The 7,127-nt window shown below is 63.4% G+C and carries 8 protein-coding genes; 3 read left to right on the plus strand and 5 right to left on the minus strand.

Annotation, left to right across the window (positions count from 1 at the left end; genetic code table 11):
* The 3 genes from JOZ76_RS16590 to JOZ76_RS16600 all read left to right on the plus strand — a co-directional run.
* On the plus strand, positions 1-320 hold a 320-nt coding region (locus JOZ76_RS16590; RefSeq protein WP_441300045.1), incomplete at its 5' end, for an AMP-binding enzyme.
* Complete coding sequence (locus JOZ76_RS16595; protein ID WP_291699808.1) at positions 317-1,411, plus strand: NAD/NADP-dependent octopine/nopaline dehydrogenase family protein; 1,095 nt, start codon at positions 317-319, stop codon at positions 1,409-1,411. The genes JOZ76_RS16590 and JOZ76_RS16595, both read left to right, overlap by 4 nt.
* Positions 1,408-2,394, plus strand: a complete 987-nt coding sequence (locus tag JOZ76_RS16600; RefSeq protein ID WP_291699811.1) for a 3-hydroxybutyryl-CoA dehydrogenase — start codon at positions 1,408-1,410, stop codon at positions 2,392-2,394. The genes JOZ76_RS16595 and JOZ76_RS16600 overlap by 4 nt, the downstream gene beginning before the upstream one ends.
* Here JOZ76_RS16600 and JOZ76_RS16605 read toward each other — a convergent pair.
* The 5 genes from JOZ76_RS16605 to JOZ76_RS16625 all read right to left on the minus strand — a co-directional run.
* Positions 2,391-3,437, minus strand: a complete 1,047-nt coding sequence (locus JOZ76_RS16605) for a peptidase M29 (protein ID WP_291699812.1) — start codon at positions 3,435-3,437, stop codon at positions 2,391-2,393. The two genes, JOZ76_RS16600 and JOZ76_RS16605, sit on opposite strands and share 4 nt — an antisense overlap.
* A gap of 23 nt (positions 3,438-3,460) precedes the next feature.
* Positions 3,461-4,222 (minus strand): ABC transporter permease, encoded by a 762-nt coding sequence (locus tag JOZ76_RS16610; RefSeq protein WP_291699814.1) that lies wholly within the window; start codon positions 4,220-4,222, stop codon positions 3,461-3,463.
* Entirely contained in the window at positions 4,219-5,004 is a 786-nt protein-coding gene (locus JOZ76_RS16615; RefSeq protein ID WP_291699816.1) for an ABC transporter permease, read from the minus strand. The genes JOZ76_RS16610 and JOZ76_RS16615 overlap by 4 nt, the downstream gene beginning before the upstream one ends.
* Positions 5,001-5,846, minus strand: coding sequence for an ABC transporter ATP-binding protein (locus tag JOZ76_RS16620; RefSeq protein ID WP_291699818.1), 846 nt, complete (start codon positions 5,844-5,846; stop codon positions 5,001-5,003). The genes JOZ76_RS16615 and JOZ76_RS16620 overlap by 4 nt, the downstream gene beginning before the upstream one ends.
* Positions 5,847-5,916: 70 nt before the next feature.
* On the minus strand, positions 5,917-7,127 hold a 1,211-nt coding region (locus tag JOZ76_RS16625), incomplete at its 5' end, for a dihydroxy-acid dehydratase domain-containing protein (RefSeq protein WP_291699819.1).

Consider the following 7,127-nt stretch of genomic DNA (forward strand, 5'->3'; position numbering starts at 1 on the left):
TGATCATTTCCGGCGGCGAGAACATCTACCCTGCGGAGGTCGAACGCGTGCTGCTGGAACACCCCGATGTCGCCGAATGCGGCGTCATCGGACGGCCCGATCCGCGCTGGGACGAGGTGCCCATCGCCTACGTGATTAGACGATCCGGCGGCTGCGCCAGCGCGGACGAATTGAGAGCGCATGTCCAGATCCAACTTGCCCGATTCAAGGTGCCGCGTGAATTCGTGTTCGTCGACGACCTGCCGCGAACCGCACTCGGCAAGGTGCAGCATTTCATGCTGAAGCTGCGTGACGCAGCAGCGCAAGGAGATGCGGCGTGAAGATCGCAGTGCTCGGCGGCGGTAACGGCTCGTTCGCGGCCGCCGGTGATTTTGCCCTGCAGGGCCACGATGTGAGGTTGTGGCGACGCGATGCCGATGCGGTGGCGGCGCATCGGGTTGCTGGCTCTTGCATTGTGGTCAAGGATGTCGACGGCCGCCATGAGGCCCGCCTTGGACTCGTCACCACCGACATCAGGGCGGCGGTGGATGGGGCCGAGTTGATCCTCTGCCCGGCGCCGGCATTCGCGCAAGCCGATATCGCCGGGCAGCTTGCACCCCATTTGCAGGATGGCCAGGTCGTCTTCCTGCCTCCGGCCACCTTCGGCTCGATGGTGTTTGCCAGGGCGGCACGAGACGCCGGAAACACTGCCCGGGTTGCTTTCGCCGAAACCGGCACCCTGCCCTGGCTGACACGCAAACACGGTCCATTCGAGGTCGCGATTACCATTCGTGCCAAACGGCTGCCGGTCGGCGTCTTCCCGTTGACAGAGGCTGCGCGCGCGCTTGATGTGATCGGCCAGGCCTTTCCGGGCGTGATAGGGCCCTGCGGCGATGCGTTGTCGGGCGCGCTGATGAATGCGGGGCCGATTATCCACCCGCCATTGATCGTGATGAATGCCGGGCCGATCGAGCATTTCGAGCGCTGGGACATCCACAAGGAAGGCACGCAAACTCCGATCCGCCGGGTCACCGACGCCCTCGATGCCGAACGCATCGCGGTCCGCGAGGCGCTCGGCTACGGCGCACCGCATTTTCCACTGGCCGACCATTACGCCAGTGAAGGCGAAATCTGGATGTATGGGCGCGGCTCGCATGATCGCCTCACTGATTCCGGCGATTGGCGCGAGCGGCTGGTGTTGACCGAACATCGCTACATGAGGGAAGACCTGCGGATGGGCCTCTCGTTGCTGATCTCAGTTGCGGAATTGGCCGGCGTTGCGACGCCGCTGGCCCGCGCGTTCCTGAGCATCGGTGGCGCGATCTGCGGCGAGGATTTTTCGGTCACCGGACGGACACTCGCAAGCCTCGGGCTCGGTCACCTCGATCGCAACGGCTTGCAGGCATTGCTGCGGGAAGGATTTGCACAATGACGTCAGAGCGACCCGCGATCGCCTGTCTCGGGGCTGGCCGCATGGGCCGCGGCATTGCCGTGGCCTTTGCCTATGCCGGTCATGCGGTGATCATGATCGACGTCAAGCCGCGCACAACCGATCAGTTCAGCAAGCTGGAATCCGAGGCGCTTGATGAGGTCCGCAAGACTGTCGGCAGCCTGATGCGCTTCGGACTGCTGAATGAGAGCGAAGCGGAAAGGGTGGGCTCGCGCGTGACGGTCGCGCCTTTGGATGCGAGCGCGAGCGTGCTTGCCGGCGCCGGTCTCGTCTTCGAGGGCGTGCCCGAGGTCGTCGAGCTGAAGCGCGATGTACTCGCCGCTGCTTCGAAAGACGTGCGGCGCGATGTCATCATTGCTTCTACGACCTCGACCATCCTGGTCGATGATCTGTCGGGCGCGATCGAGCATCCCGAGCGCTTTCTCAACGTCCATTGGCTGAACCCGGCTTATCTGATCCCCCTGGTGGAGATCTCGCCGGGCGCGAAGACCAATCAGACAGTTGTCGACAGGGTCACGGCGCTGCTGGAAGGCATCGGCAAGGTACCGGTGGTCTGCGCCGCAAAGCCCGGTTTCATCGTGCCGCGTATCCAGGCGCTCGCCATGAACGAAGCCGCGCGCATGGTGGAAGAAGGAGTCGCCACGCCCGAAGACATCGACAAGGCGATCCGCTACGGCTTCGGCTTTCGCTATGCGGTGCTGGGGCTTCTCGAATTCATCGACTGGGGCGGCGGCGATATCCTGTATTACGCGAGCCGTTACCTGGAGGGCGCGCTCCACAGCGATCGGTATCGCGCCCCGGAGGTGATCTCGAATAACATGCGCGACGGACGCATCGGCATGCGGACGGGAGCCGGCTTCGTCGATTATTCAGGCCTCGACATCGACGCCTATCGCGAACGGCGCCTCGCGGCGATGGTCGACCTGCTTCGGCATTTCGGCCTGGCGCGGCCGCCGGTGGTCTAGCCGAACACATCCTGCAAGACGCCGGCGCGCACCACGGCCACGCCGTCGAGTTCGATGGTGGTGCCCATCATCGGCAGATCGAAATGTCCGGCTGTATGGCGGCCCGCAAATTCATTGGCTCCGGTCGAGAACAGGAAATTTCCGGACACCGCGCGCAATTCGGTCCCGTTGGTCTCACGCTGGTCGTACATCGAAAGGGCTTCGTAGCGTGCGCCGGGATTCATCCCGAACCCGACATGCGAGACCGCATAGGCCTCGCGGTCGCCCCAAGCAGCAAGATAGGTCCGCATCATCGCCGCGTCGGTTCCATCGCCCTCGAGCTCGGTCACATAATCGTCCTTGAGCGTCATCTTCACCGGCGAGGTCAGATAGCGCTTGAAGGTGAGATTGATGTCGCCTGGCGACATCACCAGTGTGCCGCTGATCGTGCCGCTCTTGGGGAAGCTGACGACGATGCCGCCCGGCCAATGCGCCAGCGTCCCCGGCTTGTCGGTCCAGCCCCAAACACCGACCGTCGAGGCCCCTGTCATGTCGACGCTGAGATCGCTGCCAGCTTTCGATGTCACATGCATACGTTTGGTCCCGCGCAGCATCTTCGCCGCTGCGCGCACGCGTTTCTCCAGCGCCAGGTCCGGAACCATGCGCTCGAGCGCTTCGGGATGCTCATTGGAAATAACGAGGATGCGGGCACCCGCTTTCAGGATTTCCGGTGTCTCGGCCGCATGCATCAATCCTTCGATCGTGCAGTCGACCACGAAGCCTACCTGCTGCAGCGCAGTGACGACGGGCCCGAGCCGCTGGATCGCTTCGCTCGCACCCGTCGAACGCACCGGAATGCCATGGCGATTGCGCGGACTGGGGACGACGATATGAAAGGGTCGCGCGCCCATGCGCAGCAAGGCCAGTTCGGCGAGATGAACGTTCAATTCCCGGGACTGCGTCTCCGAAAGAATAGCAGCCGCGTCACCAGGCTTCACCGCACAGCGCTCAAAAATCTCGCAGAACGCGTCGATCCATTTTGCCTCGATGCGATCGGCCAGCATGCTTGTCCTCCGATTGGCTCTTATCAGACTTCCGGGAAACCGCGGAGCAGATAGGACCGCAGCGCGCCCAGCGCGCCGTTCAGAATGAGTCCCAACAGCGAAATCGTGATCAGCGGCACGAACATGTCGACGGCCTGAAACGTGCGAGCGGCCGTGACCAGGACATGACCGAGGCCGTCCGTCGACGTGATCATTTCGGCCAGAAATACCACGATGCAGGAAATCACGAGCCCGATCCGGCAGCCCGTGAGAATCGAGGGGGCCGCGGCGGGAAGGATGACCTTGAACAGCACTTCCCGCGGTGGCGTTCCCGCCGCCAGCGCCGACCAGACGAGTTTCTGCTCGACGGTCGAAGCGCCGTAGTAGGTTGAGAGGAGGATCGGGAACAGGGCGTCCGCGGTGACCAGTGTAATCTTCGATCCGTGGCCGAAACCAAGCAGCAGAAGGAGCGCCGGATAGAGCGCGACCTTGGGCAAGGGCGCCAACACGCGCACGACCGGACGCACCGCGGAGTTGATCAGAGGACTGGCCGCGGCAGCGATGCCGATGGTGACGCCGAGGACCACTGCAATCAGGAAACCCGCAAACAAACGGAACAGCGTCGCCGCGACGTCCTGCTCGAACGTCAACGTCGTCAGCTGCTGAGCGAGCCTGCGAAACACGAGCCCCGGCGGCGGCAACAATGTCGCCGGCGCATAGCCGAACGACACCAGCGCTTGCCAGAGCGCAATGACGAGCGCGAGCGGCACCAGGCCAAGCAGGAGATCTTGCGCACGCACGGTCATGAGAAGCTCAAGGGCATGTCGAATTGCGGCTCCGACCATCTGACAAGCCGTGCGCGCAGCGTCTCGAACATGGCGTCGAGACAAATTCCCATCGCACCGATGATGATAATCATCGCGAACACCAGGTCGTATTCGCCCATATCGAGCGCATTGAACAGGATGTTGCCGGCGCCCGATTGCCGCGCAATCATTTCGCTGGTCACCATTGTGATCAGCGCCAGCACGAGGCCGGTCCGGCAGCCGGTCAGAATCTCCGGTAACGCCGCCGGCAACACGATCCGGACCATCCGCTGCGCGGCCGAAAGCCCCATCGCGGCGCCGGACCAGAGCATCTTCTCCTCGACCGACTTTGCGCCTTCAAAACTGTGGTAGATCACCGGCAGACTGACGCCGAGAAAGATCACCAACGTCTTCGACAGGTCGCCGACCCCAAGCCACAGCATGATGATTGGCATCAGCGCCGCCTTCGGCACCGGATAGATCACCATCAGCAGCGGATTGAAGAAGGACGCGACCGCGCGGCTGCGGCCCATCATGAGGCCGAGCGGGACCGAGACGACGATAGCGACCGCAAAGCCGATCGTCATCCGTCGTTGCGAAGCAAGAATGTTGATCAGGGCTTCCTTGTCAGCAAGGATGAGCGGTATCGCGCGGATTGCCGCCCAGGCGGTCGGGAAACTGTCGTTCTTCAACGCAAGCGCGGCGATTTGCCAGAGCACCAGGAGGCCGAGACAGGCAAGCCACGGTGCCGCGCGCGTTCCCGGGATGAACCGCGACCTCACAGCGCGCTCCCTTGCACGGGGCCATCATCGAACATCCGCTCGATGTCGACGACGTATTTCTGGTAGCGCGGATCGAGCAGAAGTTCGCTGCGATGACGCGGGCGCGGGAGATCGATGTCGATGATCTCCCTGATTCGTCCGGGCGAGCGCGTCATCATCACCACCTTGTCGGACAGGAACACCGCCTCTTCCACCGAATGGGTGACGAACAGCACCGTCTTCCGATCGCGCTCCCAAATGTTGAGCAGGTCGTTCTGCAACCGCGTGCGGGTGTGGGCGTCCAGCGCCCCGAACGGCTCGTCCATCAGGAGCACTTCCGGGTGATAGGCGAGCGTCCGCGCGAGCGCGACTCGCTGCTTCATGCCGCCCGACAGTTCCTTCGGATAAAAATCCTCAAAACCCTTCAGGCCGACCATCTCGATCAGAGCGCGGCACTGAGCTTCAGCTTCCGCAGCCTTCACGCCCTGCTGGCGTGGACCGTACATCACATTGCCGAGCACGGTCTTCCAGGGAAACAACGCGAACTCCTGGAAGACGGGACCGCGATCGGGACCCGGCCCGGTGATCGCCCTGCCCTTCATCCGCGCGCTTCCCTGTGTCGGACTGACGAAACCTCCGACAATGTAGAGAAGCGTCGACTTGCCGCACCCGGACGGACCGAGAATGGAGACAAAGGCCCCATCCTCGATGGTGAGCGAAATGTCGGACAAGGCCAGATGGTCCTGCCGGGCGGACGTCTGAAACATCTGCGAGACATGATCGATCTCGATCATGGCGGTCGCTTGCCCGGGAGCCCGCACGGGCTGTGCTTTGGCCTCAGTTCGCGATGGCAATACGTTCATTCCGCTCTGCTTCTCGGCCGCTGCCGGCGAGGCCAGACTAGGACAATGGCAGCCCGAACGACAGGCGAAACTAATCGAACCATGGCCATTCCGCGGCACCGGCGTGGGTGACGGCGCCTCCGGGCGCCTGACCAACCAGACGGGCATATTTTGCGAGCGCGCCTGCCCGATGGCGCGGCGGCCGCGGCTTCCACGCCTGCCGGCGCTCGGCGAGTTCCGCGTCATCAAGCATGACGTCCAACCTGCGCGCACCCGCATCGATCCGTATGGGGTCGCCATCACGCAGCAGCGCCAGCGGACCGCCAATGAAAGCCTCCGGCGAGACGTAACCGATACACATCCCGCGCGTCGCGCCGGAAAAACGGCCATCGGTGATCAGCGCGACCTTCTCTCCCATGCCCTGGCCATAAATCAGCGCGGTCACGCCTAACATCTCGCGCATCCCGGGACCGCCGACCGGGCCCTCGTTGCGGATGATGAGGGCGTCGCCGGCCGCATAATTTCGGTTGCGCACGGCCTCCACGCACGATTCCTCGTCCTCGAACACGCGCGCCCGGCCCTCGAACATCAGGTTCTTCAGGCCAGCCACCTTGATGACGGCACCATCGGGGCAGAGATTGCCTTTCAAGACCGCGACTCCACCATCCGGCATGATCGGCGACTTGGCCGAACGGATGATCTCACCGTCGGGCGCGCTGGCGCTCCCATACTCCTCGGCGATGGTCCTGCCCGAGATTGTCAGACAACCGCCATCAATATGGCCGCTCTCAATCAGGGTACGGATCGCGACCGCGGCGCCGCCGATGTCGTAGACATCTTTGGCTGTGTATTTCCCGCCCGGACGCAAATTGCCGATCAGTGGCGTTCGCGCAAAGACCTCCCCAACATCGTCGATGGTGAAGGGAATACCAGCCTCATTGGCTATTGCGGGCAAGTGCAGCGCGGCGTTGGTCGAACCGCCGGTCGCGGCAACGATCGCCGCGCCGTTCTCGAGCGCCCTGCGCGTCAGGATCTCGCGGGGCAAGGGACCGCCCTGCTCGAGCATCCGCATGACAAGACGTCCAGCATGGCGCGCAACCAGCGCACGCTCGGCATAGACGCCCGGAATCATCGATACGTTCGGCATGGTCAGGCCCATGGCTTCTGAGACCATCGCCATGGTATTGGCGGTAAACTGGCCCGCGCAGGCCCCGATGGTCGGCAGGCAGGTCCGCTCGATTCCCTCGAGCGTCGCCTTGTCGATCTCGCCGGTCATGAAGCCGCCGACCGCCTCGTAGGAAT

This window comes from Bradyrhizobium sp. (genome assembly GCF_019244115.1).
GTDB lineage: Bacteria > Pseudomonadota > Alphaproteobacteria > Rhizobiales > Xanthobacteraceae > Bradyrhizobium.